General features: G+C 54.3%; 24 protein-coding genes and 6 tRNA genes. 12 read left to right on the top strand and 18 right to left on the bottom strand.

Annotation, left to right across the window (positions count from 1 at the left end; all coding sequences use genetic code 11):
• Positions 1 to 4 precede the first annotated feature (4 nt).
• Positions 5 to 841: a pyridoxine/pyridoxal/pyridoxamine kinase gene (pdxK, locus tag M2433_RS12340; protein WP_429054065.1), complete on the top strand. Its 837-nt coding sequence runs from the start codon at positions 5 to 7 to the stop codon at positions 839 to 841.
• Between the two features lie 44 nt (positions 842 to 885).
• On the opposite strand, the gene crr is transcribed toward pdxK, so the two are convergent.
• The 5 genes from crr to cysZ form a co-directional block, all read right to left on the bottom strand.
• Positions 886 to 1,395 (bottom strand): PTS glucose transporter subunit IIA, encoded by a 510-nt coding sequence (gene crr, locus M2433_RS12335; RefSeq protein ID WP_000522253.1) that lies wholly within the window; start codon positions 1,393 to 1,395, stop codon positions 886 to 888.
• A 40-nt stretch (positions 1,396 to 1,435) separates the two neighbouring features.
• A complete protein-coding gene (gene ptsI, locus M2433_RS12330) occupies positions 1,436 to 3,163 on the bottom strand; it encodes a phosphoenolpyruvate-protein phosphotransferase PtsI (protein ID WP_429054091.1) in 1,728 nt (575 codons plus the stop codon).
• A 44-nt stretch (positions 3,164 to 3,207) separates the two neighbouring features.
• Positions 3,208 to 3,465, bottom strand: coding sequence for a phosphocarrier protein Hpr (gene ptsH / locus M2433_RS12325; protein WP_000487600.1), 258 nt, complete (start codon positions 3,463 to 3,465; stop codon positions 3,208 to 3,210).
• 317 nt (positions 3,466 to 3,782) lie between these two features.
• A complete protein-coding gene (cysK, locus tag M2433_RS12320) occupies positions 3,783 to 4,754 on the bottom strand; it encodes a cysteine synthase A (RefSeq protein WP_014884739.1) in 972 nt (323 codons plus the stop codon).
• A gap of 163 nt (positions 4,755 to 4,917) precedes the next feature.
• Positions 4,918 to 5,679, bottom strand: a complete 762-nt coding sequence (gene cysZ, locus M2433_RS12315; RefSeq protein ID WP_429054110.1) for a sulfate transporter CysZ — start codon at positions 5,677 to 5,679, stop codon at positions 4,918 to 4,920.
• Positions 5,680 to 5,909: 230 nt separating this feature from the next.
• Between cysZ and zipA the strand changes: the two genes are divergently transcribed.
• From zipA to M2433_RS12300, 3 genes are all read left to right on the top strand, one after another.
• Entirely contained in the window at positions 5,910 to 6,869 is a 960-nt protein-coding gene (gene zipA, locus M2433_RS12310; RefSeq protein ID WP_429054112.1) for a cell division protein ZipA, read from the top strand.
• A 69-nt stretch (positions 6,870 to 6,938) separates the two neighbouring features.
• A complete protein-coding gene (ligA, locus tag M2433_RS12305) occupies positions 6,939 to 8,954 on the top strand; it encodes an NAD-dependent DNA ligase LigA (protein ID WP_429054114.1) in 2,016 nt (671 codons plus the stop codon).
• A gap of 1 nt (position 8,955) precedes the next feature.
• Positions 8,956 to 9,171 (top strand): DUF3820 family protein, encoded by a 216-nt coding sequence (locus tag M2433_RS12300; RefSeq protein WP_003861328.1) that lies wholly within the window; start codon positions 8,956 to 8,958, stop codon positions 9,169 to 9,171.
• On the opposite strand, the gene M2433_RS12295 is transcribed toward M2433_RS12300, so the two are convergent.
• A complete protein-coding gene (locus tag M2433_RS12295; protein ID WP_429054116.1) occupies positions 9,168 to 10,163 on the bottom strand; it encodes a bile acid:sodium symporter family protein in 996 nt (331 codons plus the stop codon). The two genes, M2433_RS12300 and M2433_RS12295, sit on opposite strands and share 4 nt — an antisense overlap.
• An 89-nt stretch (positions 10,164 to 10,252) precedes the next feature.
• Between M2433_RS12295 and M2433_RS12290 the strand changes: the two genes are divergently transcribed.
• The gene (locus M2433_RS12290; protein ID WP_429054118.1) at positions 10,253 to 11,194 is read left to right on the top strand and encodes a LysR substrate-binding domain-containing protein; all 942 of its coding nucleotides are present in this window, start codon (positions 10,253 to 10,255) and stop codon (positions 11,192 to 11,194) included.
• On the opposite strand, the gene M2433_RS12285 is transcribed toward M2433_RS12290, so the two are convergent.
• The 5 genes from M2433_RS12285 to M2433_RS12265 form a co-directional block, all read right to left on the bottom strand.
• The gene (locus M2433_RS12285; protein ID WP_023615700.1) at positions 11,185 to 11,526 is read right to left on the bottom strand and encodes a FlxA-like family protein; all 342 of its coding nucleotides are present in this window, start codon (positions 11,524 to 11,526) and stop codon (positions 11,185 to 11,187) included. The genes M2433_RS12290 and M2433_RS12285 overlap by 10 nt on opposite strands.
• A 270-nt stretch (positions 11,527 to 11,796) precedes the next feature.
• Positions 11,797 to 11,872: transfer RNA gene (locus M2433_RS12280), tRNA-Lys, on the bottom strand.
• A 4-nt stretch (positions 11,873 to 11,876) separates the two neighbouring features.
• Positions 11,877 to 11,952 (bottom strand) — tRNA-Val (locus M2433_RS12275).
• A 29-nt stretch (positions 11,953 to 11,981) separates the two neighbouring features.
• Positions 11,982 to 12,057: transfer RNA gene (locus M2433_RS12270), tRNA-Val, on the bottom strand.
• 41 nt (positions 12,058 to 12,098) lie between these two features.
• Positions 12,099 to 12,174 (bottom strand) — tRNA-Val (locus tag M2433_RS12265).
• 259 nt (positions 12,175 to 12,433) lie between these two features.
• Here M2433_RS12265 and gltX point away from each other — a divergent pair.
• Positions 12,434 to 13,849, top strand: a complete 1,416-nt coding sequence (gene gltX / locus M2433_RS12260; protein ID WP_264438509.1) for a glutamate--tRNA ligase — start codon at positions 12,434 to 12,436, stop codon at positions 13,847 to 13,849.
• 53 nt (positions 13,850 to 13,902) lie between these two features.
• On the opposite strand, the gene M2433_RS12255 is transcribed toward gltX, so the two are convergent.
• Together M2433_RS12255 and M2433_RS12250 are read right to left on the bottom strand one after the other, a co-directional pair.
• The gene (locus tag M2433_RS12255; protein ID WP_429054120.1) at positions 13,903 to 14,286 is read right to left on the bottom strand and encodes a YfeC-like transcriptional regulator; all 384 of its coding nucleotides are present in this window, start codon (positions 14,284 to 14,286) and stop codon (positions 13,903 to 13,905) included.
• 1 nt (position 14,287) lies between these two features.
• Positions 14,288 to 14,650: a YfeC-like transcriptional regulator gene (locus M2433_RS12250; protein ID WP_429054123.1), complete on the bottom strand. Its 363-nt coding sequence runs from the start codon at positions 14,648 to 14,650 to the stop codon at positions 14,288 to 14,290.
• A gap of 217 nt (positions 14,651 to 14,867) precedes the next feature.
• On the opposite strand from M2433_RS12250, the gene M2433_RS12245 reads away from it, so the two are divergent.
• The 3 genes from M2433_RS12245 to M2433_RS12235 all read left to right on the top strand — a co-directional run bounded on the left by M2433_RS12245 (position 14,868) and on the right by M2433_RS12235 (position 17,464).
• Positions 14,868 to 14,943, top strand: a tRNA-Ala gene (locus M2433_RS12245).
• Positions 14,944 to 14,984: 41 nt separating this feature from the next.
• Positions 14,985 to 15,060, top strand: a tRNA-Ala gene (locus tag M2433_RS12240).
• Between the two features lie 214 nt (positions 15,061 to 15,274).
• Positions 15,275 to 17,464, top strand: coding sequence for an EAL domain-containing protein (locus M2433_RS12235; RefSeq protein ID WP_429054126.1), 2,190 nt, complete (start codon positions 15,275 to 15,277; stop codon positions 17,462 to 17,464).
• Between the two features lie 46 nt (positions 17,465 to 17,510).
• Here the strand turns inward: M2433_RS12235 and M2433_RS12230 are convergent, their stop codons facing one another.
• A complete protein-coding gene (locus M2433_RS12230) occupies positions 17,511 to 18,698 on the bottom strand; it encodes a NupC/NupG family nucleoside CNT transporter (protein ID WP_014884725.1) in 1,188 nt (395 codons plus the stop codon).
• 349 nt (positions 18,699 to 19,047) lie between these two features.
• Here M2433_RS12230 and M2433_RS12225 point away from each other — a divergent pair, with 349 nt between their 5' ends.
• Positions 19,048 to 20,286, top strand: a complete 1,239-nt coding sequence (locus M2433_RS12225; protein WP_429054128.1) for an Nramp family divalent metal transporter — start codon at positions 19,048 to 19,050, stop codon at positions 20,284 to 20,286.
• A gap of 30 nt (positions 20,287 to 20,316) precedes the next feature.
• Here M2433_RS12225 and M2433_RS12220 read toward each other — a convergent pair whose 3' ends face one another.
• Together M2433_RS12220 and mgrA are read right to left on the bottom strand one after the other, a co-directional pair.
• Complete coding sequence (locus tag M2433_RS12220; RefSeq protein WP_429054131.1) at positions 20,317 to 20,661, bottom strand: DUF2502 domain-containing protein; 345 nt, start codon at positions 20,659 to 20,661, stop codon at positions 20,317 to 20,319.
• Between the two features lie 127 nt (positions 20,662 to 20,788).
• On the bottom strand, positions 20,789 to 21,787 hold the full coding sequence (gene mgrA, locus M2433_RS12215; RefSeq protein WP_429054132.1) for an L-glyceraldehyde 3-phosphate reductase: 999 nt from the start codon (positions 21,785 to 21,787) through the stop codon (positions 20,789 to 20,791).
• Positions 21,788 to 21,972: 185 nt separating this feature from the next.
• Here mgrA and ipdC point away from each other — a divergent pair, with 185 nt between their 5' ends.
• Positions 21,973 to 23,631, top strand: a complete 1,659-nt coding sequence (gene ipdC / locus M2433_RS12210; protein ID WP_429054135.1) for an indolepyruvate decarboxylase — start codon at positions 21,973 to 21,975, stop codon at positions 23,629 to 23,631.
• On the opposite strand, the gene M2433_RS12205 is transcribed toward ipdC, so the two are convergent.
• Positions 23,632 to 24,867, bottom strand: coding sequence for an ion channel protein (locus M2433_RS12205; protein WP_429054138.1), 1,236 nt, complete (start codon positions 24,865 to 24,867; stop codon positions 23,632 to 23,634). It lies immediately after the preceding gene.
• Positions 24,868 to 25,073: 206 nt separating this feature from the next.
• Between M2433_RS12205 and glk the strand changes: the two genes are divergently transcribed.
• Positions 25,074 to 26,039 carry a glucokinase gene (gene glk, locus M2433_RS12200; RefSeq protein WP_429054141.1) on the top strand — a complete coding sequence of 322 codons (966 nt, stop codon included), beginning with the start codon at positions 25,074 to 25,076 and terminating at the stop codon, positions 26,037 to 26,039.
• 35 nt (positions 26,040 to 26,074) lie between these two features.
• Here glk and M2433_RS12195 read toward each other — a convergent pair whose 3' ends face one another.
• Positions 26,075 to 26,806, bottom strand: coding sequence for a LytR/AlgR family response regulator transcription factor (locus M2433_RS12195; protein ID WP_429054144.1), 732 nt, complete (start codon positions 26,804 to 26,806; stop codon positions 26,075 to 26,077).

The following is a 26,806-nucleotide window of genomic DNA, read 5'->3' as shown; positions in this document are numbered from 1 at the left end:
CGTCATGGAGATGATTTTATTCCGGGATAAAACCCGGGCGCAGCAAACCGATATTGTCGCGGTGCAGTCGCAGGTGGTTTACGGCAGCGTGGGGAACAGCATTGCGGTACCGAACATTCGTACCCACAGGCTGAACGTCACCGCCGTGCCGACGGTGCTGTTCAGCAACACGCCGCACTATGACACCTTCTACGGCGGCGTGATCCCCGATGAGTGGTTCAGCGGCTACCTGAAGGCGCTGGGAGAGCGCGAGATCCTGCGCGAGCTTAAGGCGGTCACCACCGGCTACATGGGCAGCGCCAGCCAGATCGTCCTGCTGGCGCAGTGGCTGAAGGCGGTAAAGGCGCAGCATCCTGACCTGCTGGTGCTGGTCGACCCGGTTATCGGCGATATCGACAGCGGGATGTACGTGAAGCCCGATATTCCGCAAGCCTATCGGGAGCATCTGCTGCCGCTGGCGCAGGGAATTACGCCAAACGTCTATGAACTGGAAGTGTTAAGCGGCAAACCGTGCCGCACGCCGGAAAGCGCCATCGCGGCGGCACAGGGATTGCTCTCCGACACCCTGAAATGGGTGGCGATCACCAGCGCGCCGGTTGCCGACGATCCGCAAAGCATCCACGTGGCGCTGGTGACAAATGAGGGCGTTACCGTCAGCGCGCATCCGCGCGTAGAAACCGATCTGAAAGGGACGGGCGATCTGTTCTGTTCAGAGCTGGTAAGCGGAATCGTTGAGGGGAAAACCGTTGCCGATGCCATTCGCATGGCGGGCGATCGGGTGACTGACGTGATGCTGTATACGCAGTCGAAAGGGTACGACGAGCTTATCCTCCCCGCATAAACAAAAATGGCGCCCGAAGGCGCCATTTTTCTGTGCGGCAAGAATTACTTCTTGATGCGGATAACCGGGGTTTCACCCACGGTGACGCTGCCAGACAGTTTGATCAGTTCTTTGATTTCGTCCATGTTGGAGATAACAACCGGCGTCAGGGTAGACTTGGCTTTCTCTTCCAGCAGTGGCAGATCGAATTCAATGACCGGGTCGCCAACTTTAACACGCTGGCCTTCTTCCGCGATACGCTTGAAGCCTTCGCCTTTCAGTTCAACGGTGTCGATACCGAAGTGAACGAACAGTTCGATACCGCTATCAGATTCGATAGAGAACGCATGGTTGGTTTCAAAAATTTTACCGATGGTGCCGTCAACTGGTGCAACCATTTTGTTGCCAGTTGGTTTGATAGCAATGCCATCACCAACGATTTTCTCAGCAAACACTACATCCGGCACGTCTTCGATGTTGACGATCTCGCCGGAGAGCGGAGCAACAATCTCAATAGTTCCGGTGTCTTTCTTATCATCAGAAACCAGAGATTTCAGTTTATCGAACAAACCCATGATCTTCTCCTAAGCAGTAATTTGGGCCGCATCTCGTGGATTAGCAGATTGTTTTTTCTTCAATGAACTTGTTAACCAGCGTCATTAACTCGTCCGTTGTCGGTTGAGCAAGAGCCTGCTCTGCTAACACCTTCGCATCTTCGAAGTTCGTGTTACGGATAATCTTCTTAATGCGCGGGATGGAAATGGCGCTCATAGAGAATTCGTCCAGACCCATACCCAGCAACAGAAGTGTAGCACGTTCGTCGCCTCCAAGCTCACCACACATGCCAGTCCATTTACCTTCTGCATGAGAAGCATCAATAACTTGCTTGATCAAGTTCAGTACGGACGGTGACATTGGCTGGTAGAGATGTGAAATCATATCATTACCACGGTCAACTGCCAGGGTGTACTGCGTTAAATCATTGGTGCCGATACTAAAGAAATCAACTTCTTTGGCTAAATGACGCGCAATGGTCGCGGCCGCTGGTGTTTCCACCATCACGCCGATCTCGATTGACTCGTCAAACGCTTTACCTTCGTCGCGCAGTTCCTGCTTGTAGATTTCGATCTCTTTCTTCAGTGCACGCACTTCTTCAACAGAGATGATCATCGGGAACATGATGCGCAGTTTACCGAAAGCGGAGGCACGCAGAATCGCGCGAACCTGGTCACGCAGGATCTCTTTACGATCCATCGCGATACGGATTGCACGCCAGCCCAGGAACGGGTTCTCTTCTTTCGGGAAGTTCATGTACGGCAGCTCTTTGTCGCCGCCGATGTCCATGGTACGGACGATAACGGCCTGAGAGCCACAGGCTTCAGCCACCGCTTTGTATGCCGCGAACTGCTCTTCTTCAGTTGGCAGGGCGTCACGGTCCATGAACAGGAATTCAGTACGATAAAGACCCACGCCTTCCGCACCGTTACGCTCGGCGCCATCAACGTCGCGGACGGTACCGATGTTCGCGCACACTTCTACCTGATGACCATCAAGGGTGATGGCTGGCAGGTCTTTCAGCTTAGCGAGTTCCGCTTTTTCAGTCGCAACCTGCTCCTGAACCGCGCGCAGTTTATCGATCTCTTCGTTGGTTGGGTTGACGTAAACCAGATTGTTTACGGCATCCAGAATCAGATAGTCGCCGTTTTTCACCTGAGAGGTGACGCTACCGGTACCCACGATGGCAGGCAGTTCCAGAGAACGCGCCATGATAGAGGTGTGGGAGGTACGGCCGCCCGCGTCAGTGATGAAACCGAGGACCTTTTTCAGGTTCAGCTGTGCGGTTTCGGACGGGGTGAGGTCAGCGGCAACCAGGATAACTTCATCCTGAATCGCGCTCAGGTCGATAATGGCCAGACCCAGGATGTTGCGCAGCAGGCGCTTACCGATGTCACGTACGTCAGCCGCACGCTCTTTCAGGTATTCATCATCCAGTTCTTCCAGGGCAGTTGCCTGACCTTCGATAACTTCATGTGCAGCCGCGTCGGCCGTCATGCCTTTATCTTTAATCAGGGCTATGATTTCCTGCTCCAGCTCCTCATCTTCGAGCAGCATGATGTGCCCTTCGAAGATGGCTTCTTTTTCTTCACCGAAAGTTTCGCCAGCTTTAGTCTTGATCGCTTCCAGTTGCGCAGATGCCTTGGCACGACCGCTCAGAAAACGTTCAACTTCCTGATCAACCTTGTCGGCAGAAATTTTTTTCCGGTCGATGACGATCTCGTCTTCTTTCAGCAGCAGTGCTTTGCCGAAAGCGATACCCGGGGATGCTAAAATGCCTGAAATCATAACCCTACCTTACTTGTGACTGATATTTAAAAGAACCCGGAAACTTACTCGAGCTCAGCCATCAGTTTTACCAGATGCTCAACTGCTTTCTGCTCGTCTTCACCTTCCGCAGAGATGGTGACTACGGTGCCCTGAGTCAGGCCCAGAGTCTGCAGTTTAAACAGGCTTTTTGCGCTGGCGCTTTTGCCGTTGGAAGTCACAGTGATTTCAGAAGTGAAGCCTTTCGCTTCTTTAACAAACTGAGCAGCAGGGCGGGTGTGCAGACCGTTCGGAGCGGTAATGGTAACTTCTTGCTGGAACATTGTATTTCCCCAACTTATAGGTTTAGTGTTGTGGAACTAAAGTCTAGCCTGGCGACTGAACTTTAGCCTGTATTGTTAGCGCTGACGTTTCGATCGTCATTAAACATTATGCAGCGAAAGCAAGACTTGAACCAAATCATAAAATCGATTCAGCAAGGCTATTTCGTTCACTGATTAATTTCACGCATCAAAATAATTGCTGGTTTAAATACCAGACCCAACGGGGTGAAGCAATGCCAGGAGGGGCAAAAGTTTGAAGCAGGCCACAAAAAAGCACCTGAAAAGGTGCTTTTTTACGCGTTATTAACATGCTGGCACTACTGTTGCAGCTCTTTTTCGGTAAACAGATCGGCAAACAGTGCGGTGCTCAAGTAACGCTCACCCGAGGAAGGAAGGATAACCACAATATTCTTATTGGTAAAGGCCTCATCTTCCTGAAGTTTGAGCGCTGCCGCAACGGCCGCACCGGAAGAAATACCCGCCAGAATGCCTTCTTCATCCATCAGACGACGCGCGGTAGAGATGGCTTCTTCGTTAGTGATGGTAACCACTTTATCGATAAGCTTCAGATCCAGGTTGCCCGGGATGAAGCCAGCGCCGATCCCCTGTATTTTGTGCGGGCCTGGTTTGAGCTCTTCGCCCGCCAGTGCCTGGGTGATAACCGGGGAGTCAGTCGGTTCAACCGCAACGGTGATCAGGTCTTTTTTACCCTTTGTACCTTTAATGTAGCGCGACACGCCGGTCAGCGTACCGCCGGTACCCACGCCGGAGATAAAGACATCAACCTGGCCGTCGGTATCTTCCCAGATTTCCGGGCCGGTGGTCTTCTCGTGAATTTCCGGGTTAGCCGGGTTGCTGAACTGCTGCAGCAGCAGATATTTCGCCGGATCGCTGGCCACAATTTCTTCGGCTTTCTGAATGGCACCTTTCATGCCTTTCGCGCCTTCGGTCAGCACCAGGTTCGCGCCCAGCGCTTTAAGCAGTTTGCGACGTTCGATGCTCATGGTTTCTGGCATGGTCAGCGTCAGCTTGTAGCCGCGTGCGGCAGCCACATAGGCCAGCGCGATACCGGTGTTGCCGCTGGTCGGTTCCACCAGCTCAACGCCAGGCTTCAGTACGCCACGTTTTTCAGCATCCCAAATCATGTTTGCACCGATACGGCATTTTACGCTGAAGCTCGGGTTACGTGATTCGACCTTCGCCAGAATGCGTCCATTACCGATACGGTTCAGTCGAACCAGGGGCGTATGACCGATAGTCAGCGAGTTGTCTTCATAAATCTTACTCATGGCCTGTCCTTAACTGTATGAAATTGGGATACCGACCCAGCATACCTGCTAAGCAGGTAGGGGGAAGTAAGGAATTCGCATATCTATATACTGCAAGGAAATAATGGGGATCAGTATGGAATAAGGGAGAGCATAAGCCCTCCCTCATTTACACAGTTTTGCATTATTTCCATAACGCGTGCTTAGCACGATAGCAATCCACCCACATCGCCGTCGCACCGCAGACCGCCACGGGCATGATGAACAGATTGAGGAAAGGAATCATCGTGAACAGGCTGGTCAGCGCGCCGAACTGCATATTGGCGACCTTCTGGGTGCGCAGGGCAGTGCGCATTTCTTTAAACGGCACCTTGTGGTTATCGAACGGATAGTCGCAGTACTGGATAGCCAGCATCCAGGCGCTGAACAGGAACCACAGCACCGGCGCCACCGTCTGGCCAATGCCGGGCACAAAGTAAAGAATAAGCAGCACAATCGCTCGGGGCAGGTACCAGGCAAACTTCTGCCATTCGCGCTTCATGATGCGCGGGAGATCTTTCATGATCCCCAGCACACCCGTGTCCGGTGGTGTCGCGCCGGTAAGCCGTGCTTCCAGCTGTTCCGCCAGCAGGCCGTTAAACGGGGCGGCTATCCAGTTCGCAATCGTTGAGAAGAAGTACCCGAATACCAGCAGCACGGAGATCACCGCTACCGGCCACAGCAGATAGTTAAGCCACTGCAGCCAGTCTGGCACGTAGCTCATCAGCGACGGGATCCAGCTCTCCAGCTTTGTGAACAGCCACCAGAACGCGCCGCCCATCAGGATAATGTTAATCACCAGCGGCAGTATGACGAAGCGTCGAATACCCGGCAGGGAGACCAGTTTCCAGCCCTGAGAAAAATACCAGACACCGCTGCGCGGGGGAGAAGAAGATGTTGAAACCATAACCAGGCTGTACTCCTTTTTACACAACCAGTGGAATTGCCCGCCTATATTATCCACTTACGGACCAATGACCAGTTCGGAAATGTTCGAAAAACCAGCAAAAAGCACGATTTCCTTCATCTTTATGCTGTGAATGCTCTGCACACACTTGCACTTGACGTAAACGGCAAATACTCTTAGTGAGTAAATGTTTGCCGTGGTGGCAAGGTGTTAGAACAACAGAGAATATAATGATGCAGGATTTGCGTCTGATATTAATCATTGTTGGCGCGATCGCCATAATCGCTTTACTGGTACATGGTTTCTGGACCAGCCGTAAAGAGCGTTCATCTATGTTTCGCGATCGCCCACTGAAGCGCATGAAGTCCAGTCGTGACGACGATGACAGTGACGATGACATCGACGGCAGCGACGACGACGGCGTGGGTGAAGTTCGTGTTCATCGGGTCAATACTGCGCCCGGCGCGGCTCATGGGGAGCATGAAGCCCCCCGTCCTGCGCAGCACCAGTATCAACCGCCGTATGCTTCTGCACAGCCGCGCCAGCACGCGCCGCAGCCCGTAGAAGAGCCGGTGCGCCAGCCGCCGCAACAGCCTGTCCATCAGCAGCCTGCTGCGCCACAGCCGGTTCAACAGCAACCTGCGCCACAGCCGGTGCAACAACCACAGCAGCCTGTTCACGTGCAGCCAGCGCCGCAGCCCGCTCCGGCCCCGCACGTTGAGCCTGAGCCCGTTGTCGAGCCTGAACCGGTTGTTGAAAAACCGCAGCGCAAAGAAGCGGTGATTATCATGAACGTGGCCGCGCATCACGGCAGCCATCTTAACGGTGACGTACTGCTGAACAGTATTCAACAGGCAGGCTTCAAGTTTGGCGATATGAATATTTTCCATCGCCACCTGAGCCCTGACGGAAGCGGCCCGGCGCTGTTCAGCTTGGCCAACATGGTTAACCCTGGCACCTTCGATCCGGAAATGACCGGTGATTTCGTGACGCCGGGCGTCACTATCTTCATGCAGGTGCCGTCCTACGGCGACGAACTGCAGAACTTCAAGCTGATGCTGCAATCCGCTCAGCACATCGCTGATGAAGTGGGCGGTGTGGTGCTCGACGATCAGCGTCGAATGATGACCCCGCAGAAGCTGCGCGAGTATCAGGACCGCATCCGCGAAGTTAAGGAAGCCAACGCGTAATCGTCGCGTTTACTTCAACTCCTCCTCAACCCCCGCATGTCGGGGGTTTTTTCTCATTGATGGTGTGATATGGACTCAATCGAAAAACAACTCACTGAACTGCGAACCACGCTTCGCCATCATGAATATCTCTATCATGTTATGGACGCGCCGGAAGTGCCGGATGCGGAGTATGACCGCCTGATGCGCGAGCTGCGTGAATTAGAGGCGCAGCACCCGGAGCTTATCACGCCGGATTCTCCCACCCAGCGCGTCGGCGCTGAGCCGCTGGGCGCCTTCAGCCAGGTGCGTCATGAAGTACCCATGTTGTCGCTGGATAACGTCTTCGATGAAGAGAGCTTTCTCGCCTTCAACAAGCGCGTGCAGGATCGCCTGAAAAGCAGCGACGCTCTCATCTGGTGCTGCGAGCTGAAGCTGGACGGCCTGGCGGTCAGTCTTCTGTACGAAAACGGCGTGCTGGTGCGCGCCGCGACGCGAGGTGACGGTACGACGGGTGAAGATATAACGACCAACGTGCGTACCATTCGCGCGATCCCGCTGAAGCTGCAGGGTGACAACATTCCTGCGCGTCTGGAAGTGCGCGGCGAGGTGTTCCTGCCCCAGGCGGGCTTCGAGAAAATCAACGACGAAGCGCGCCGCACCGGCGGGAAAGTGTTTGCCAACCCGCGTAATGCGGCAGCAGGTTCTCTGCGCCAGCTTGACCCGCGTATCACCGCGAAGCGACCGCTTACTTTCTTCTGCTACGGCGTGGGTATTCTGGAGGGCGGCGAGCTGCCGGATACGCATCTCGGACGTCTGCTGCAGTTTAAAGCGTGGGGCCTGCCGGTGAGTAACCGCGTTCAGCTCTGTGATTCCCCGGAGGCGGTCCTGGCGTTCTACCACAAGGTGGAAGAGGACCGTCCAACGCTCGGCTTTGATATCGATGGCGTCGTCATCAAGGTTAACTCGCTGGCGCTGCAGGAGCAGCTGGGCTTTGTGGCGCGCGCGCCGCGCTGGGCGGTTGCGTTCAAATTCCCAGCCCAGGAGCAGATGACCTTTGTTCGCGACGTGGAGTTCCAGGTGGGACGGACGGGGGCCATTACCCCGGTCGCCCGTCTGGAGCCAGTGCAGGTTGCGGGCGTGCTGGTGAGTAACGCCACGCTGCATAATGCCGATGAAATTGAACGCCTGGGCCTGCGTATCGGTGACAAAGTGGTGATTCGCCGCGCGGGTGATGTTATTCCCCAGGTGGTAAACGTCGTTGAGTCAGAACGTCCTGACGATACGCGCGAGGTCGTCTTCCCGACCCACTGCCCGGTGTGCGGCTCTGACGTTGAGCGCGTTGAGGGGGAAGCGGTAGCGCGCTGTACGGGCGGCTTAATATGTGGCGCGCAGCGTAAAGAGTCGCTGAAGCACTTCGTCTCCCGTCGGGCGATGGACGTTGACGGCATGGGCGACAAGATTATCGATCAGCTTGTTGAGAAGGAGTATGTCCACACCCCAGCGGATCTCTTCAGGCTGACGGCAGGTAAACTGACCGGTCTTGACCGCATGGGGCCAAAGTCAGCCCAGAACGTGGTCAATGCGCTGGAAGCCGCAAAAGAGACCACCTTTGCCCGCTTCCTCTATGCGCTGGGCATTCGTGAAGTGGGTGAAGCCACAGCGGCAGGGCTGGCGGCGTACTTCGGCACGCTGGAGGCGCTGGAAAAGGCGAGCATCGACGAGCTGCAGAAGGTCCCGGATGTCGGCATCGTCGTCGCCACGCACGTCTTTAACTTCTTTGCGGAAGAGAGCAACCGCGAAGTTATCGGCAAACTGCTGGAAGAGGGCATCAAATGGCCCGCGCCGGTGGTGCTTAACGCCGAAGAGATCGACAGCCCGTTCGCCGGTAAAACGGTGGTGCTGACCGGCAGCCTGAGCCAGCTTTCACGCGACGATGCGAAAGCGCGTCTGGTGGCGCTGGGGGCAAAAGTGGCGGGCAGCGTGTCGAAGAAAACCGACCTGGTGATTGCCGGGGAAGCCGCCGGTTCGAAGCTGGCGAAAGCCCAGGAGCTCGGCATTGCGGTTATCGACGAAGCGGAAATGATGCGTCTGTTAGGAGAGTAAGGTGGAGAAAGAGCAGCTCGTTGAAATCGCCAACACGGAGATGCCGTTCGGTAAATATAAAGGCCGCAGGCTGATCGATTTGCCGGAGGAGTATCTGCTGTGGTTTGCCCGTAAGGATGAATTCCCGGCCGGGCGGCTGGGCGAGCTGATGGCTATCACGTTACTGATCAAAACCGAGGGGCTGACCCAGCTGGTACAGCCCCTGAAACGTCCTTAAGCCTTCGCGGCGCGGGTCTCTTCCTGCGCCAGTTTTTCCGTCTGGCGCTTGTAGCGACGCGCCAGCACCGCGCAGACCATCAGCTGGATCTGATGGAAAATCATCAGCGGCAGCACCATCATCCCAATCACTGAGGTCGGGAACAGAATGTTGGCCATCGGGATACCGTTCGCCAGGCTCTTCTTCGAACCGCAGAAGACAATCGTAATTTCATCCGCTTTGTTGAAGCCGCACTTGCGCGCCACAAAGACGTTTACGGCAATCACTATCGCCAGCAGGACGATACTGACCACCACGATAAACAGCAGTGAACCCACCCCCACCTTGTGCCAGATACCGTTCACGACCGCTTCGCTGAAGGCGGAGTAAACCACCAGCAGAATCGAGGTCTGGTCGGTTTTTGAAATCCATTTTTTATGCTTCGCCACAAACGCGCCGGTCCACGGCCGGGAGAGGTGCCCCAGGACAAACGGCAGCAGCAGCTGCAGACAGATTTTGCCAACCTGCTCGAGGTTACCTTCCGCACCGTGCATGTTCATCAGCAGGCCTACCAGTAGCGGTGAGACGAAAATCCCTAACAGGCTTGACGCTGAAGCTGAACAAACCGCCGCCGCGACGTTACCCCCCGCCAGCGAGGTAAACGCAATGGCGGACTGAACGGTCGCGGGCAGAATGCACAGATAGAGGAAACCCGTATAAAGCGCCGGATCGACGTTTACCGGTGCCCACCAGGCAAACAGCACGCCGAGTACCGGGAACAGAATGAAGGTGCTGCACATCACCCACAGGTGCAGTCGCCAGTGACCCCCGCCTGCAATGATCGCTTCACGGGAAAGTTTGGCGCCATGCATAAAGAACAGCAACGCGATGGCCGCCGTGGTGAGTCCTTCAAAGAACGGGACAAAACCGCCGCGTGCGGGGAAGAAGGAGGCCAGTAAAACGGTGACTACCAGGGTAAGCGTGAACGGATCAAGGATACGAAATAGTTTCATAATGACTCCTGAAATCAGATGTCGCTATTGTGCTTTTTTCCATTTGAGAAATAAAATTGATTTATTGCATCCATTCATGAACTAAACAGATGAATTATTCACTACGCCAGCTTCGCGTTTTTGTGACCGTGGCCCATTCCCGCAGCTTTAGTCGGGCAGGGGATATTATCGGCCTGAGCCAGTCTGCGGTGAGCCACAGCGTAAAGGAGCTGGAGAATCAGACAGGTGTGAAATTGCTGGACAGAACGACGCGGGAGGTTGTGCTTACCGAGGCAGGGCAACAGCTGGCGCAGCGTCTGGAACGGCTGCTGGACGAACTGAACAGTACGCTCAGAGACGTGGGAAGGCTTGGGCAGCAGCTTTCGGGCACCGTGCGGGTGGCGGCCAGCCAGACCATTTCCGCGCATCTTATACCGCAGTGCATTGCCGAGGGTAACCACCGCTATCCGGATATCGATTTTGTGCTGCATGACAGACCACAGCAGTGGGTTCTGGAAAGCATCCGTCAGGGGGATGTGGATTTTGGTATTGTGATTGACCCCGGCCAGGTGAGCGATCTGGAGTGCGAGAGCGTATTGTCTGAGCCGTTCTTGCTGCTCTGCCGGGATGACGATCCGCTGGCCATGCAGCCTTACGTTCACTGGCAGTCGTTGAAAGGCGCGAACCTGGTTTTACAGGATTATGCCTCGGGCAGTCGTCCGCTGATTGATTCCGCGCTGGTGAATCAGGGCGTAAAGGCAACAATCGTGCAGGAGATTGGTCATCCGGCGACGCTGTTTCCAATGGTGGAAGCCGGAATCGGGATCAGCGTGTTGCCCGCCCTCGCGCTTCCCCTGCCGCAGGGCAGCCGGCTGGCCGTGAAGCGACTGACGCCCATCGTCGAGAGAAAGCTGATGCTGGTCCGGCGAAAAAATCGTTCACTTTCGGGGGCGGCGCAGGCTATCTGGGAAGTGGTGCGTATCCAGGCACAACGATTAACCGAAGCCCGCATACGCGACCCACTGTTTAACGCATCAGACGATCAGATGTAGATATCAATCTGATTTTCAGCTGACGGCTTGTTTACCCCTTCAACCTTGCCCTGCTTTTCATCTTGTTTCTTCTGGGCTTCTTCAGCCTGCTGACGCAGTAGCTGGGCAAGCTGTGTTTGCAGCACTTTAAGCTGCGTTTGAATGAGCTCCTGTTGTTTTTTCTTCTCTTCCGGGCTGCCGGCACTCTCTGGCAGCTCTTTCAACTGCTGAGTTAGCTTGGCGATCTGCTCCGTGATTCGAGTGATTTGAGCTGCAATATCGTTGTTACCGGAACGATTACTTTCGCTATTGCTGGTCTGTACTGAGGGGGTAGTCATCTGAATTGTCGACATAGTCTTTCCTCTCGCTATAAAACAGAGGTATCGGCACTAACGGGATTAGCTTGAGCAAAACTGCCATATCTGGCAGGAGGTAACTACGATACATAATCAGTATTGATAGTGCGTAGAATCTGTATTGGGGGCCACCTGACGGCTGTGAAACAGGACGCCGTGTATCTTCACGCTGCTGGAGTGCGGACTGCCGTTCAGCGTCAATGCTTGTGAGGTTGACGATGTAAATTGCAGATAGCAAAAAGGCGCCTTTAGGGCGCCTTTCTACATTGGTGGGTCGTGCAGGATTCGAACCTGCGACCAATTGATTAAAAGTCAACTGCTCTACCAACTGAGCTAACGACCCGAAATGGTGGGCGATGACGGGCTCGAACCGCCGACCCCCTCCGTGTAAAGGAGATGCTCTACCAACTGAGCTAATCGCCCATTTCGGAACTGCTGCGATAAGATGAGAATGGTGGGCGATGACGGGCTCGAACCGCCGACCCCCTCCGTGTAAAGGAGATGCTCTACCAACTGAGCTAATCGCCCAATCTCAATTCTTATCTACACTGCGAGTCTACCGAAGTAGATGGTGGGTGATGACGGGCTCGAACCGCCGACCCCCTCCGTGTAAAGGAGATGCTCTACCAACTGAGCTAATCACCCCCGCTGTGTGGAGTCGCATTATAGGGAGAGTTGAAAATGAGTCAACGCATTTTCTAAAGTTTTTATTCGTTCGTCGTAAAATTAAACAAAACGATCGCGAAACGGGCTGTGGCGCATGATTTCTAAACAAAAATCGCAAACCTGGTCACGATAAAGGGATCAACATTGAGGATTCCCCCCACAGTGATAGAATATTGCCCATCGTTTTTTCCCCCAGGATTTGCCGATTGCCGGCATCTTTATAACGTAAGGCCATTTCATGAAAATCAAAACTCGCTTCGCGCCGAGCCCGACAGGCTATCTGCACGTCGGTGGTGCACGTACCGCTCTCTATTCCTGGCTATTTGCACGTCACAACAAAGGTGAGTTCGTACTGCGTATTGAAGACACCGATCTTGAGCGCTCCACGCCGGAAGCAATTGAAGCCATTATGGATGGGATGAACTGGCTGAATCTGGAATGGGACGAAGGCCCGTATTTCCAGACCAAACGTTTTGACCGCTATAACGCCGTCATTGATGAGATGCTGGTCGCGGGCACGGCGTATAAATGCTACTGCTCCAAAGAGCGTCTGGATGCGCTGCGTGAAGAGCAAATGGCAAACGGTGAAAAGCCGCGTTATGACGGCCGCTGCCGCCACGACCACAGCGAGCATGCTGCTGATGAGCCTTGCGTGGTGCGTTTTGCTAACCCGCAGGAGGGTTCTGTGATCTTTGACGACCAGATCCGTGGCCCGATCGAGTTCAGCAACCAGGAGCTGGATGACCTCATCATCCGCCGCACCGACGGTTCCCCAACGTACAACTTCTGTGTGGTGGTTGATGACTGGGATATGGAAATTACCCACGTTGTTCGTGGTGAAGACCATATCAACAATACCCCGCGCCAGATCAACATCCTGAAAGCGCTGAATGCGCCTGTTCCGGTCTATGCCCACGTTTCGATGATCAACGGCGACGACGGCAAGAAACTGTCTAAACGTCACGGTGCGGTAAGCGTTATGCAGTACCGCGACGACGGCTATCTGCCGGAAGCGCTGCTGAACTACCTGGTGCGTCTGGGCTGGGCCCACGGCGACCAGGAGATCTTCAGCCGCGAAGAGATGATTGAACTGTTCTCTCTGAGCTCAGTGAGCAAATCCGCGAGCGCGTTTAATACCGACAAGCTCCTGTGGCTGAACCACCATTACATCAATACCATGCAGCCAGAATATGTGGCGACGTACCTGCAGTGGCACATCGAGCAGGCAAATATTGATACCCGCACCGGCCCTGAGCTGGCGGATCTGGTGAAACTGCTTGGCGAGCGCTGCAAAACGCTGAAAGAGATTGCTGAAAGCTGCCGCTATTTCTATGAAGAGTTTGATGAGTTCGACGCGGACGCCGCGAAGAAACACCTTCGTCCGGTTGCGCGTCAGCCGCTGGAAGTGGTGCGTGATAAGCTTGCTGCACTTACCGAGTGGACCGCTGAGAATGTGCATCACGCCATTCAGGCGACGGCAGACGAGCTGGAAGTCGGCATGGGTAAAGTCGGAATGCCGCTGCGCGTTGCGGTGACCGGTGCGGGGCAGTCCCCAGCGCTGGATGTGACGGTTCATGCCATCGGCAAGTCACGCAGCGTGGCGCGCATTAACAAAGCGCTCGACTTTATTGCTGAACGCGAAAATCAGCAGTAATTAAGTCCTCGATAAGAAGAACGGCAGGGTTACCTGCCGTTTTTTTATGGGTTTCATTCAGCAATATCCAGACGCATAAGAAAGCCGCGTATCCCTTCGCGTTTCAAAAAGTCTTCCAGACGCTTCTGCTCTGGCTGAGTCATATTTTCCAGGGTCTCAATAATGCCTGGACGCAGGTTTGAAGACGGTTCGCTATAGGAAGAGGTGACCTCCGCGAGATGGTAAACCGCCTGACGGTTTCGGATCGCCGGGAGGCTCATAATATGTTCCTTCACGCGCGCATCAACATGAATGAGCCGCGCCCGACCGCCCTTTACGCCGTTGAGCCCTTCGGTTTTCCATCCCTGCTGGCGTATCCAGCGGTTAACCGTTTGTCTGGCAACGCCCAAACTTTCCGCCAGTTCTTCCGTGGTCATTTTGCTACGTAATCTTCTCATATCAGTTTTGATCGCGAATCCCTAAACGTTGCAATAATCCGGTAATCCCTTCCCGCAGCAACAGCGATGTCATCTGCTTCTGCTCTTCCGGCGTCATTTCATTGGCCAGCGTCAGGAGTAGGGCGTGAAGCGAACCGTCATGGCTGGTGCCTGCCGGCAGTTCGGACGTCTCCGTTGCACGACGTGCGCTGCGGATAAAGTCACGCACTTTTTCGTTCACATGCACCAGGCGCGCTTTCCCGCCCTGGACTCCTGGTTTTGGTGAAGTAATCCAACCCTCTTTGCGTACCCATTTATTGATGGTCTGGCGGCTATAGCCAGTGAGCAGGGCTAACTCTTCTGGCGTCATTCGTTCCTTGATCATGCAATTTCCTGAATATTCGTGGGGTTAATTAACGGCTCATTTTATAGCACCGTTTTAGCTGAAAACGTGACAGGCTTAACTCATGTCTGCGAGAGGGCTCGCAAAGTGATTCATTTGCATGATTTTTCGGCGATTGAACCGCAGCCGTTGATTTTGCCGTTGACACTCCGCAGCGGAATTCATATTATGCCGCCCGTCAACATGACAGCTTTACGATGGGGCTATAGCTCAGCTGGGAGAGCGCTTGCATGGCATGCAAGAGGTCAGCGGTTCGATCCCGCTTAGCTCCACCAAACTCTGAACCCAACAGAGTGCGGTCAGTAAAGTAACATGTGGGGCTATAGCTCAGCTGGGAGAGCGCTTGCATGGCATGCAAGAGGTCAGCGGTTCGATCCCGCTTAGCTCCACCAAAATTGTAAACCCTCGTCGAAAGACGAGGGTTTTTTTTATCTGTTTGTAACGCCCATCACCGCATTTTGTTATCAAAAAGAAGATATTCCTGTACCTCACCTCAATCGACATCAATAAACCAGTCTATAAATAGACTTGAACTTGATTCGCGCAATTAATAAACCTATTATCCATCCGGTCAATGATTCCCCCGGAAAATAACGCCCCTGATTAATGAATAGAAAAACTTACAATAATGTAAAGATATTTATGATTGCCCTGGCACTTTGCCTGATTGCGGTACCTGTCTCCCGTTATCTCTCTCCCCGCGCAATTGTAAATGGTCACGACGTATATTTAGCATGGTTACCGCTAAGCGTTATGCTGGCGATTATTCTGCTATTTGGACGCAAGGCCATTCTTCCCATTTTGTTAGGTTTTAGTGTCACTAATTTATTTTATGTTAATTTAGCACCGCTACAATATTCAGTATTACTGTTTTGTCAGACCTTTGCATTGTTCGCGGCGTGCGGCCTTCTGCGCCTCACGCTGGGCAAGCGCTGGCGCTACTCCATCCCCAACAAGCACATCGGTTTACGTATATTCTGGCTCGGTTTTATCGTGCCGATAGGTATTAAGCTGTCGATGTATATGGCGGGCTATTTGTTTGATTTTCCGGTGACTATTTCAACCTTTTTCGGTGAAGGGACGGTAATTTATAACGTTGTGGATATACAAAGCCTGATATGCGCGGCGCTGATTTTTACCATGATGTTCTATTACCCATTAAGAATGATAATTAATCCTCGTTATGCGAAGAATTTCTGGCGGCGAAGCGTGAAGCCCGTGTTTTTTCACAAGAATTCATTATATATTTTTGTCTGGTTGATGTTTTTAAGTTTCATTCTCGTCATTTTATGCGGCCCCTTTGAATCACCCGTCATTGCGGGCTATTTGATGCCGCTGATTTTTATTCTTTTTACCTTAGCGATAAGTCGCCTGACCTATGCGCTTATCTCTCTGCTGTGGGCAGCATCTGCACTCCTGCTGTTGTCCTACAACTACAATTTTCTTAACGGGGTGGAATCGGGCCATTCGCTCTCCTTTATCCTCTCCGTACTTATCTCTTTCGCCATCTGTTTGCTTTACATGTCGCGAATTTACCAGCGCAGCGAGTGGCTGAAGCGGGGATGGCAGAACAGGGCGCTCACCGATCCGCTGACCGGTTTGCCCAATATTCGCGCGCTGGAGGATCATCTTGAGATTCACCCGGATGCAAAAGTAAGCATTCTGCGTATGGATAACCTGGAGTTTTTAAGCCGCCACTACGGGATCCTCATGCGGGTCCATTGCAAACGAACGATTGCCGCGTCGCTTCAACCGCTTCTGCAAAAAGATGAAGCGCTTTTCCAGCTTCCGGGAAGCGAGCTGGTGCTGGTATTACTGGGGCCGGGAATCGCTGAACGTCTCCAGCATATGGTCGATCGGCTGAATAGCCGCAAGATTTTCTGGAACAATACCGGGCTGGATATCGAGTTTGGCGCGTCCTGGGGAATGGTTGAAAACGGTGAAAAGCTGCACCACACGCTGGGCCAACTGAGCTGGCTGGCTGAGCAATCCTGCGGCGAGCACAACGTTCTTGCGCTCACGAATAGCCTCGAAGCGGCTTCAGGACAAACGACAGAGCGCGTGCTGATGCTGGCGAGGATTAAACATGCCCTGGAGGCCGGTCAGTTCCATCTCTACGCACAGCCCATCCAGAAGGCCGACGGCAGCGGGTACTACGAAATTCTGACGCGTATGGAAAGCGAGGGAGAGATGATTACCCCCGATCGCTTTATTCCGCTGATTGCCCAGTTCAACCTGAGCCACCGGTTCGATATGTACGTCATGGAAAAATTACTGGCGTGGCTGCGCGATCATCCTGCGACGCAGGCCGGTGCCCGCTTCTCCGTTAATCTGATGCCGCTGACGCTGATGCAAAAAGAGGTCGCCGGTGAGATTTGCGCGCTCTTTGAGCAGCACGGCATCGCGCCTCAGGCCGTCGTTCTTGAAATCACCGAGGAGCAGGCCTTCTCGAATTCAGGAAGCAGTATCAGCAATCTCCAGCAGCTGCGGGATTACGGTTTCCGGATTGCCATTGATGATTTTGGTACGGGCTACGCGAACTATGAGCGCCTCAGGCGTCTGCAGGCGGACATCATTAAAATTGACGGCTGCTTTGTGAAAGACATTTGTACCGATGACATGGATGCGATGATCGTGCAGTCGATGTGTAATCTGGCGAAGACAAAATCGCTGTGCGTGGTTGCTGAATATGTAGAAACACCGGCGCAGCGCGAGATGCTGCTCCGCTTTGGTGTGGACTACCTGCAGGGGTATCTGATAGGCAAACCCAAACCGCTGGAAGAATTACGGGCATAAAAAAACCGGGAGCCAGGCTCCCGGTTTTTTTGTTTAACGGTAAACGTTACAGAACCAGTGCCGCGATAGAAGCAGACAGGACGCTCACCAGGGTAGAGCCATAAACCAGTTTCAGGCCAAAGCGAGAAACCACGTTACCCTGTTCTTCGTTCAGACCTTTAATCGCACCGGCGATGATACCGATGGACGAGAAGTTCGCGAAGGAGACCAGGAACACGGACAGAATGCCTTCCGCGCGCGGAGAAAGCGTGCTGGCGATTTTCTGCAGATCCATCATCGCCACGAATTCGTTAGAAACCAGTTTGGTCGCCATGATACTGCCCACCTGCAGCGCTTCGTGAGCCGGAACACCCATCACCCATGCAACAGGGTAGAAGATGTAGCCCAGAATACCCTGGAAGGAGATACCCAGCACCGCGGCGAACAGGGCGTTCAGCGCAGAAATCAGCGCAATGAAGCCGATCAGCATGGCGGCAACGATAACCGCCACTTTGAAACCGGCCAGAATGTATTCACCCAGCATTTCGAAGAAGCTCTGGCCTTCATGCAGGTTGGACATCTGGATGTTTTCTTCGCTGGCGTCAACGCGGTACGGGTTGATCAGCGACAGCACGATAAAGGTGCTGAACATGTTCAGAACCAGCGCAGCAACAACGTACTTCGGCTCCAGCATGGTCATATACGCGCCCACGATAGACATGGAAACGGTAGACATTGCGGTTGCCGCCATGGTGTACATGCGGTTACGGGACATTTTGCCGAGAATATCTTTATACGCGATGAAGTTCTCAGACTGACCGAGGATCAGGGAACTTACGGCGTTAAACGATTCCAGCTTACCCATGCCGTTCACTTTGGATAACAGGAAACCAATTCCACGAATAACGAACGGCAGAACGCGGATGTGCTGCAGAATACCGATAAGCGCGGAGATAAAGACGATTGGGCACAGAACTTTCAGGAAGAAGAACGCCAGACCTTCGTCGTTCATTTTACCGAAGACAAAGTTCGTCCCTTCGTTAGCGAATCCGAGCAGTTTTTCGAACATTTCGGAGAAGCCTTTCACGAAGCCGAGGCCGACGTTGGAGTTCAGGAAGAACCACGCAAGTAATACTTCAATGACCAGCAGCTGGACAACATAACGAATACGAATTTTTTTGCGGTCTGTGCTGACCAGCAATGCAAGTGCAGTAACGACAACAAGTGCCAGGACAAAATGAAGGACGCGGTCCATATTTGCTCCAAATATGAGGCAGGTTTAATTTTCGTGCACATTCTATGTAACAAGCGAAAAGAAAACGAGATCAAGGGCACACTATAGTTACATCCTGTGACGAGTCTCAAAAATAGTGATCCACAATACATTTTTGTTATGTTAGGTAAATGAGTGAAAAGTTAAGTTTGTGTGCTAGTCTTCACAAAAGAGCGCGTGATTTCGCTTTCTGTTAAATCGCCCTCGCTTACCCGCCCGTCTATCGTTCCAGGCTATCAGAGAAATCACTGTAAACTTCACAAATGATCTTGATAATCATTCTCATTTTGATAGCATTAAACATAGCAAAGGCTATATTTCAGAGGCAGAAATGACAAACAGTCGCGTAGAGGGTAGCAGTAGCAGAGCAGCGCGCAAGTTGCGGTTCGCATTAATGGGACCTGCGTTCATCGCTGCCATTGGCTATATCGATCCAGGTAACTTTGCGACCAACATTCAGGCCGGGGCGAGCTTCGGCTATAAGCTGCTGTGGGTGGTTGTCTGGGCTAACCTGATGGCAATGCTGATTCAGATGCTCTCTGCAAAGCTGGGGATTGCCACCGGTAAAAATCTGGCTGAGCAAATTCGCGATCATTATCCGCGTCCGGCCGTCTGGCTCTACTGGGTTCAGGCGGAAATCATCGCCATGGCAACGGACCTCGCTGAATTTATCGGTGCGGCGATCGGCTTTAAGCTGATTCTGGGCGTGTCGCTGTTGCAGGGGGCGGTACTGACCGGGATTGCTACATTCCTGATCCTGATGCTGCAGCGTCGCGGCCAAAAACCGCTGGAGAAGGTCATCGGCGGTCTGCTGCTGTTTGTCGCGGCGGCGTACATCGTCGAGCTGATTTTCTCTCAACCTAATCTGGCGCAGCTCGGTAAAGGGATGGTGATCCCAAGCCTGCCAACCTCGGAAGCGGTGTTCCTGGCCGCCGGGGTACTGGGGGCGACCATCATGCCGCATGTGATTTATCTGCACTCCTCGCTGACCCAGCATCTCCACGGTGGGACGCGTAAAGAACGTTATTCCGCAACCAAGTGGGATGTGGCTATAGCCATGACCATCGCGGGGTTTGTGAATCTGGCGATGATGGCTACCGCAGCCGCCGCTTTCCACTTTAACGGCCATACCGGCATCGCCGATCTCGACCAGGCTTATCTCACGCTGGAGCCGCTCCTGAGCCATGCAGCCGCCACGATATTTGGTTTGAGCCTGGTGGCTGCCGGTCTTTCTTCGACGGTGGTGGGCACGCTGGCAGGTCAGGTGGTAATGCAGGGATTTGTCCGGTTCCATATTCCGCTGTGGGTGCGTCGTTCCGTCACCATGCTGCCGTCATTTATCGTGATTCTGATGGGGCTCGATCCCACGCGAATTCTGGTCATGAGCCAGGTATTGCTGAGCTTTGGTATCGCGCTGGCGCTGGTGCCGCTACTGATCTTTACCAGCAACAAAACCCTGATGGGCGATCTGGTCAACTCAACGCTGGTGAAACGTGCCGGATGGGCCATTGTGGTGGTGGTGGTGGCATTGAACCTGTGGCTGTTGATTGGAACCGCGCTGGGGCTTTAACAAAAAAGGCGCCGCGGGGCGCCTTTATGATTAGTGATGATGGCCGTGACCATGGCCTTTGCCGTGACCCCAGCCGCCGCGGCGGTCGTCACGATCTTTCCAGCCTTCACGGTAACCGCGCTCATACGCTTTGTCTTTATACCATCCGCGGTGTCTGCCGTTATCATGTTTCCACCAGCGATCGCCGCGCCACTCATAGTGACGATGCCAGTAGTCACGGTCGCGCCAGTAGCCACCGTCCCAGTATCTGCCGTAGTCGTCACGATCGCCAATTTGTAATTTTACTGATGGCAACAGGGTGATTTCGCCCGCAGTGGCGATCAGCGGGGCTGATGAAGCCAGTAATACCGCTGCAAGAATCAGTGACCTGAACATACTCTTTCTCCTTCACGATCGGGGCCTTTGTTGGGCCTGTTAACGCAATATTACGAGTTGGTAAAGGCTCGTTTCATCGCCTCAACTCCGAATTCCTGAGTGGGAGCACTTTTTGCTAAAAGTGGTTTTATTTTGAGCCGTTCAGGATGGCTTCAATACGGGCCAGCTCTTCGGCGGAGAAATGACGGTTTTCCAGCATACCCGCGGCATCGTCAATCTGGGCGACTTTGCTCGCGCCAATCAGCACAGACGTCACCGATTCGTGGCGTAATATCCAGGCCAGCGCCATCTGCGACAGCTTCTGGCCTCGGCCTTCCGCCAGCGCGTTGAGTTGTCTTACTTTCTCCAGCTTCGCTTCGGTAATCTGGTCAGGGTTAAGGAACTTACTGCCGCTTGCCGCGCGGGAGTCTGCGGGAATGCCGTCCAGATAGCGGTTGGTCAGTTGTCCCCCGGCCAGCGGCGAGAAGGGAATACAGCCAACCCCTTTTTCCTTCAATACGTCCAGCAACTCCGCTTCCGGCGCACGTTCAAACATGGAGTATTTCGGCTGGTGGATCAGGCAGGGGGTTCCAAGGTCATTAAGGATATCAATCGCCTGGCGGGCCAGATCGGCCGGGTAGTTGGATAACCCGACATACAGGGCTTTTCCCTGACGCACCACGTGGTCAAGCGCTTTCATGGTTTCCAGCAGCGGCGTTTGTGGGTCGGGACGGTGGTGATAAAAGATATCTACATACTCCAGCCCCATGCGCTTCAGGCTTTGATCCAGGCTTGCCAGCAAATATTTGCGTGACCCCCAGTCGCCGTACGGGCCATCCCACATGGTATACCCCGCTTTGGTTGAAACGATCAGCTCATCGCGCCAGGGCAGGAAATCCTCCTGCAAAATGCGTCCGAAATTACGTTCGGCGGATCCCGGTGGCGGGCCATAATTATTGGCAAGGTCGAAATGCGTAATACCCAGATCGAACGCGCGCTGTAAAAGTTGACGGCTGTTTTCGATAAGCGTGGTATCGCCAAAATTATGCCACAGCCCAAGCGAGATGGCGGGCAACCTGAGCCCGCTTTGCCCGCAGCGGCGATACTCCATTGTCTGATAACGATTTTTGTTCGGCTGATAACCCATTCTTATGACCTCTGGCGCTGAAGAGAAAAATCAGTGTATGCGTTTACATTAACGTGAAAAAAAGCAGCATAGCGCAGCATTTTTTGTAAAGCATTCTTTCCATACCCTTCTTAGCGCCAATTCTGGACAGCCATCACGCTTCTTTAATACTCAAGGTGAGGTCAACATTAGAAGGATACCTGTTCATGCGTACCCCATACTGCGTCGCCGATTACCTGCTGGACCGTCTTACTGATTGTGGAGCCGATCATCTGTTTGGCGTGCCGGGCGACTATAACCTGCAGTTTCTCGACCACGTGATAGACAGCCCCGATATCTGTTGGGTGGGCTGTGCCAACGAGTTAAACGCCTCTTATGCCGCTGATGGATATGCCCGATGTAAGGGCTTCGCCGCGCTGCTGACGACATTTGGCGTAGGAGAGTTAAGCGCCATGAACGGCATTGCGGGCAGCTATGCCGAGCACGTTCCGGTACTGCATATTGTGGGGGCGCCAGGTATGGCGTCACAGCAGCGAGGGGAACTGCTGCACCATACGCTGGGCGACGGCGAGTTTCGTCACTTTTACCATATGAGCGAACCGATCACTGCCGCACAGGCGATCCTGACCGAACAAAATGCCTGCTATGAGATTGATCGGGTGTTAACTACCATGCTCCGGGAACGTCGCCCCGGCTATCTTATGCTGCCTGCCGATGTGGCAAAAAAAGCCGCCACGCCTCCTGTAAACGCTCTCACTCTCCGGCATGCGCATGCCGATAGCGCCTGCCTGAAGGCGTTCCGGGATGCCGCCGAGAGCAAGCTGGCCATGAGCAAGCGCACGGCGCTGCTGGCCGATTTCCTTGTCCTGCGCCATGGCCTGAAGCATGCACTACAGAAATGGGTCAAAGAAGTGCCGATGGCGCACGCTACCATGCTGATGGGCAAAGGCATCTTTGACGAGCGACACGCAGGCTTTTACGGGACGTACAGCGGTTCAGCGAGCGCCGGCGCGGTAAAAGAAGCGATTGAAGGGGCGGACACGGTACTGTGCATCGGCACGCGATTTACCGATACCCTGACCGCCGGCTTCACCCACCAGTTAACCCCGTCGCAAACGATAGAAGTTCAGCCTCATGCCGCACGTGTCGGGGATATCTGGTTTACCGGTATCCCGATGCTTCAGGCGATTGAGACGCTGGTGGAACTGTGCAAGCAGCACGTGCACGGCACGCCTGCACCGTCGTCTCAAAACGCGATGGCCTATCTGCAGCCGGACGGCACGCTGACGCAGGAGAATTTCTGGAGAACGTTGCAGACGTTTATTCGTCCGGGAGACATTATTCTTGCGGATCAGGGCACTTCGGCCTTCGGCGCGATCGATCTTCGGCTTCCGGCAGACGTGAATTTTATCGTCCAGCCGCTGTGGGGGTCGATTGGCTACACGCTGGCGGCGGCATTTGGCGCGCAAACGGCCTGCCCGAACCGGCGCGTGATTGTGCTGACGGGGGACGGCGCGGCGCAGCTCACCATCCAGGAGCTCGGCTCGATGCTGCGGGATAAACAGCATCCGATCATTCTGGTTCTGAACAACGAAGGGTATACGGTGGAAAGGGCAATCCACGGGCCAGAGCAGCGATATAACGATATTGCGCTGTGGAACTGGACGCAAATCCCGCAGGCGCTGAGCCTCGATCCTCATGCCCAGTGCTGGCGGGTCAGCGAAGTGGAGCAGCTGGCGGACGTCCTTGAAAAAGTGGCGCACCACGAGCGGCTCTCGCTGATTGAGGTGATGCTGCCGAAAGCCGACATCCCGCCGCTGCTGGGGGCGCTTACTAAAGCGCTGGAAGCGCGCAACAGCGCCTGATTACCTGTCGTTTCGCCAGGCCATCATCATCGGTTTGCCCGCCAGCAGGAGCCAGGCGGGCAACATCACGATGCAAAGTAACGGGATGAGGGTGGTATCCGGTACTACCACGGCGGCCATAAAGAGGCTCAGCCAGGCATCGCGCGTGACCACCAGCACCAGCCCCAGAATCGAGCAGGAAACGGTAATCGCTGCCGGAACGGCATCGACGTGTTCGTGGAGCATCAGCCCCAGCGCTACGCCGACAAAGACCGCCGGGAAGATGCGTCCGCCGCGGAAACCGCAGGCTGCAGCCATCACCAGTGCGGCCAGTTTTATCACGGCAAACAGCAGATAATCCGATACGCTAAACACCTGGCTGAAGGCCAACTGCTGCATCTCGTCCAGACCTTTAAACAGCGTCACCGTTCCGCCGATTGCCCCTAAAACCCCGAGAATCAAACCGCCGATACCCAGAATCAATACCGGGTGCTTGAGTTTATGCATCAGCCGGTGCAGGCGTGGAAGGCACCATACCGCCACCATGCCCAGCGCGATGGCAATCGCGACAACGACGGCGCCGCTGAAGATATCGGCTATCTGCATCTGGCCGTAGTGGGGCAGGGAGAGGGAAAAATGGGGATGGAAAAACAGGCTGGTCGTCAGCGCCCCGGCGGCTGCGGCCATCAGCGGGGCAAAGAGTTTATCCCAGAGCGGGACGTCGTTATTGCTGCTGAGCGTCTGAGAAAAGATCAGTGCTGCGGCAACGGGCGTACCGAAAAGCGCCCCGATGGTGCCTGCTGAGGCGAGGATGGTCCAGTCCAGCGCGCCAACGCGGGGCAAAATGCGTGAACCGAGGAAAACCGCCAGGCCAATATTCACCGCCATAATCGGATGCTCAGGCCCCAGGCTGACGCCGCCTGCCAGGCCCACAATCAACGCAACGATCAGCCCCGGCAGCGCGGAAGGAGAAACCGGGGCACCAATCAGCGGCTCCTGCGCCGGATCGGGGCCGGCATGCCCGGGGCTAAAACGGATGACCAGGCCCACCGCAATGCCGGTCAACGTCAGCATCATAATGATCCAGGCAGAGGAATCAGGGGTGACGCCCAGTTTTACCGGAAGCGCTGTCCATAACATCGTTTGCAGCACCGACGCGACTTTCATCACGACAATGAGCACCAGGCTTGAGGCTATGCCAATGATTAGCGCCGGGATTGCCAGCAACAGCATGGTTCTGGCTCGCGGGTGGAGCATGATGATTTCCTTGTACAAAACGCAATGACGTTACTTTGCACAATCAGCTTTATGGCAATAGTGCAAAAGGTGCTGAAACGGTAAAGTTATTCTGTGACGAAGATCGATAATCCATGGGCATTCACCTTCCGGTCGTTGTTGTTATCACGCCTTGAACTTACAGTGTCCCAAAAGATTTATTCTGACTTTAGCGGAGCAGTAGAAGAATGACAAAGTATGCTTTGGTAGGCGATGTGGGCGGCACGAACGCGCGCCTCGCATTGTGCGATGTAAGTAGTGGTGAAATTTCCCGGGCAAAAACCTACTCAGGGCTGGATTATCCAAGCCTTGAGGCCGTTGTCCGCGTCTACCTGGAAGAGCAGCAGCTGAGCGTTGAAGACGGCTGCATCGCGATTGCCTGCCCGATAACCGGCGACTGGGTCGCAATGACCAACCATACCTGGGCATTCTCCATCGCCGGGATGAAAAAAAACCTCGGTTTTGCGCATCTTGAAATCATCAATGACTTCACCGCGGTGTCCATGGCGATCCCGATGCTGAAGCCAGAGCATCTGATCCAGTTTGGCGGTGCCGAACCGGTCGAAGGCAAGCCGATTGCGGTTTACGGGGCCGGTACTGGTCTGGGCGTTTCGCATCTGGTTCACGTTGCTCAGCGCTGGGTGAGCCTGCCGGGTGAAGGCGGCCACGTGGACTTTGCGCCAAACAGCGAAGAAGAGGGCATTATCCTCGAAGAATTACGCGCTGAAATCGGCCACGTCTCCGCCGAGCGCGTGCTCTCCGGTCCGGGGCTGGTGAACCTGTACCGTGCGATTGTGAAATCGGACGGTCGTCTGCCGGAAAACCTGCAGCCGAAAGACGTCACCGAACGCGCGCTGGCGGACAGCTGCATTGACTGCCGCCGCGCGCTGTCGCTGTTCTGCGTAATCATGGGACGTTTCGGCGGTAACCTGGCGCTGACGCTGGGTACCTTCGGCGGCGTCTATATTGCGGGTGGCATCGTACCGCGCTTCCTCGACTTCTTTAAGGCCTCAGGCTTCCGCGGCGGGTTTGAAGATAAAGGCCGTTTCAGAAGCTATGTGCAGGACATTCCGGTTTATCTGATCGTGCATGATAACCCTGGCCTGCTTGGCTCGGGGGCCCACCTGCGTCAGGTTCTCGGTCAAATCCTCTGACACAGAGCCCTCTCCGGAAGGAGGGGGCGCTTTCTTTACAGATGCATCAACTGGCGGAATTCTTTCACCTTGCTGCGGCTCACCGGCACCTGAAAATCCAGATCTTTCAGGCGCAAAATATAGGTGTTGTTAAACCACGGTTCGATCTCGCGGATCTTGTTTAAATTCACGCAGAACGAACGGTGGCAGCGGAAAAAGTGTGCCGCCGGCAGTTTGCTGCAGAATTCGGTGATGTTCATCGCCATCACGTAAGATTCCCGCCGCGTATAGACAAACGTCATCTTTTCATGGGCTTCGGCATAGTAGATGTCATTGACCGGCGTCACGATGATGCGCTCATCTTTGACCAGGTTGATGGTGTCGTTTTCCCGCACCGCTGGGCTGGCGTTCGCGGGCGCAGCCTGCTGCTGCCATGCGGCCTCCAGCTTTTGCAGCATGCTGACAATCCGCGACTCCTGATAAGGCTTCAGAATATAGTCAAATGCCTCCAGCTCAAAAGCCTCCACGGCGTGCTCTTTCCACGCGGTGACGAAAACGATAAACGGCTTATGGGCAAACTGATTGATGTTTTGCGCCAGTAATACGCCATCCAGCGAGGGGATATTAATATCCAGGAAAATGGCATCGACCCGGTTATGCTGCAAAAACTTCAGCACGTCCAGACCATCATCAAAGGTGCCCACAATCTCCATATTGCTGTGGGTTTTGATAAGCCAGGTTAGCTCCTGTTGAGCCAGGAATTCATCTTCTACGATGATGACTTTCAT

Source organism: Enterobacter sp. AC1 (genome assembly GCF_050434705.1).
GTDB lineage: Bacteria > Pseudomonadota > Gammaproteobacteria > Enterobacterales > Enterobacteriaceae > Enterobacter > Enterobacter cloacae_L.
This window is presented reverse-complemented; position numbering and strand designations above follow the sequence as displayed.

Coding starts and splice junctions, on each gene's coding strand:
- M2433_RS12195 (WP_429054144.1), bottom strand. CDS start 26,806: ATGAAAGTCATCATCGTAGAAGATGAATTCCTGGCTCAACAGGAGCTA.
- ptsI (WP_429054091.1), bottom strand. CDS start 3,163: ATGATTTCAGGCATTTTAGCATCCCCGGGTATCGCTTTCGGCAAAGCA.
- M2433_RS12250 (WP_429054123.1), bottom strand. CDS start 14,650: ATGATCAAGGAACGAATGACGCCAGAAGAGTTAGCCCTGCTCACTGGC.
- mgrA (WP_429054132.1), bottom strand. CDS start 21,787: ATGGGTTATCAGCCGAACAAAAATCGTTATCAGACAATGGAGTATCGC.
- ptsH (WP_000487600.1), bottom strand. CDS start 3,465: ATGTTCCAGCAAGAAGTTACCATTACCGCTCCGAACGGTCTGCACACC.
- glk (WP_429054141.1), top strand. CDS start 25,074: ATGACAAAGTATGCTTTGGTAGGCGATGTGGGCGGCACGAACGCGCGC.
- crr (WP_000522253.1), bottom strand. CDS start 1,395: ATGGGTTTGTTCGATAAACTGAAATCTCTGGTTTCTGATGATAAGAAA.
- M2433_RS12255 (WP_429054120.1), bottom strand. CDS start 14,286: ATGAGAAGATTACGTAGCAAAATGACCACGGAAGAACTGGCGGAAAGT.
- cysZ (WP_429054110.1), bottom strand. CDS start 5,679: ATGGTTTCAACATCTTCTTCTCCCCCGCGCAGCGGTGTCTGGTATTTT.
- gltX (WP_264438509.1), top strand. CDS start 12,434: ATGAAAATCAAAACTCGCTTCGCGCCGAGCCCGACAGGCTATCTGCAC.
- M2433_RS12230 (WP_014884725.1), bottom strand. CDS start 18,698: ATGGACCGCGTCCTTCATTTTGTCCTGGCACTTGTTGTCGTTACTGCA.
- M2433_RS12235 (WP_429054126.1), top strand. CDS start 15,275: ATGAATAGAAAAACTTACAATAATGTAAAGATATTTATGATTGCCCTG.
- M2433_RS12295 (WP_429054116.1), bottom strand. CDS start 10,163: ATGAAACTATTTCGTATCCTTGATCCGTTCACGCTTACCCTGGTAGTC.
- M2433_RS12290 (WP_429054118.1), top strand. CDS start 10,253: ATGAATTATTCACTACGCCAGCTTCGCGTTTTTGTGACCGTGGCCCAT.
- cysK (WP_014884739.1), bottom strand. CDS start 4,754: ATGAGTAAGATTTATGAAGACAACTCGCTGACTATCGGTCATACGCCC.
- ipdC (WP_429054135.1), top strand. CDS start 21,973: ATGCGTACCCCATACTGCGTCGCCGATTACCTGCTGGACCGTCTTACT.
- M2433_RS12285 (WP_023615700.1), bottom strand. CDS start 11,526: ATGTCGACAATTCAGATGACTACCCCCTCAGTACAGACCAGCAATAGC.
- M2433_RS12220 (WP_429054131.1), bottom strand. CDS start 20,661: ATGTTCAGGTCACTGATTCTTGCAGCGGTATTACTGGCTTCATCAGCC.
- zipA (WP_429054112.1), top strand. CDS start 5,910: ATGATGCAGGATTTGCGTCTGATATTAATCATTGTTGGCGCGATCGCC.
- M2433_RS12205 (WP_429054138.1), bottom strand. CDS start 24,867: ATGCTCCACCCGCGAGCCAGAACCATGCTGTTGCTGGCAATCCCGGCG.
- ligA (WP_429054114.1), top strand. CDS start 6,939: ATGGACTCAATCGAAAAACAACTCACTGAACTGCGAACCACGCTTCGC.
- M2433_RS12225 (WP_429054128.1), top strand. CDS start 19,048: ATGACAAACAGTCGCGTAGAGGGTAGCAGTAGCAGAGCAGCGCGCAAG.
- pdxK (WP_429054065.1), top strand. CDS start 5: ATGGAGATGATTTTATTCCGGGATAAAACCCGGGCGCAGCAAACCGAT.